This window comes from Streptomyces sp. NPDC002306 (assembly GCF_053593435.1).
The window spans coordinates 1-1,172 of record NZ_JBSFCK010000149.1; the positions used below are offsets into that span (position 1 = coordinate 1).

Below are 1,172 nucleotides of genomic sequence, written 5' to 3' on the forward strand. Positions count from 1 at the left end.
ACTTCACCCGGGCGCGGTTCACTTCATGTGCGTCCATACTCCCAACATGCCCCCAAACAGGGACAAGCGAAAGACCTAACGGAGTCCTACTAGTGTAGTGCGGGAACCGCGCGTCTGAAGACGTGAGCTCCCGAGTGTCTCCGCCAACCCGAGCGACATCCACCTACTCTCCCAGATCTCCCGCAGCCCCTCAAGCGACCAAAGAGCGCGGAACACGACTATGGTTCAGCCTTGTTGATGCGTCGCCAGCAGATGAGGCTGCAGGCTAGGGATACGAATGCGGTCCCAACGGACGGCAAGGTCGTTTGAAGTGGTGGAGCAGGGTGAGGGTCCGCTCCACCACATAGCGGTGCTTCGTCGATGCCCTTGATGTTCGGGGCGCCCTTGCGGGGGTGTCGGCACGATTCGGCGTTTACGCAGCTCTTCCCGGTTATGGCGGAATAGTCGTTCTTGCCGCCGAGCAGCGCTTCGGGGCGGCGGCGTGGTCAGCCAGATGGCCTTTCACGGGCGGACGCCGTCGAGATTCTGGGTGCCGTCGTTGACGTTAGCCGATCGCGATGGCTTTGAGCGGAGTGTCGCATCCGTCACAAATTGGCCGATTACTCGCAGCATCAGGAACGGCCGAATCTTCACACCGGTCACACCCGACCAGGACATCTCACCAAGTTCGCATTACGAGCTCAAAGCGTGGCCGATATCCGCTATCGAATGAAAGCCATCGACCAGTGCACCTACCTCGCAGTCGACGTCAAAGTCGTCCAACGCGACCCTGCGTCAAGGGTTCAAGATGATCCCCGACGTTGGGTTACTCAACAGGGAAAGCGACTTCGCGGCCTCGAAGCTGTAACCAGGTTCCGATTCGTACGAAAATCGCAGGAGAGTTGCAGACGCTTTTGCGTCTTTGGTAGGTTGACCGCGTGTTCCTCCTCTTGGCATAGCGCGCGCCCGGGCCCGCGCACGGCGAAACGGCTCCAGGCCGACGCCGTCGCGGCCCTTCGGCGTCCCTCGCTGCCTCCCGTTGAGGAACCTCTGCCATGCCCGCGCCTTCTTCGCGGCCCTCGTACGCCGCTGTCCTGAGCCTTCCCCACGCCCGCCGCACCTTCGCGCTCGCCCTCGTCGGCAGGCTCTCGTACGGTGTCGTCGCCCTGTCGGTGATGCTCACCGTGGCCCGC

The 1,172-nt window shown here is 62.2% G+C and carries 1 pseudogene; it reads left to right on the forward strand.

Annotated features, from left to right (window positions below):
• Positions 1-1,034: 1,034 nt before the first annotated feature.
• Positions 1,035-1,172 (forward strand): annotated as a pseudogene (locus tag ACWCQK_RS42535) (MFS transporter); the annotation flags it as partial.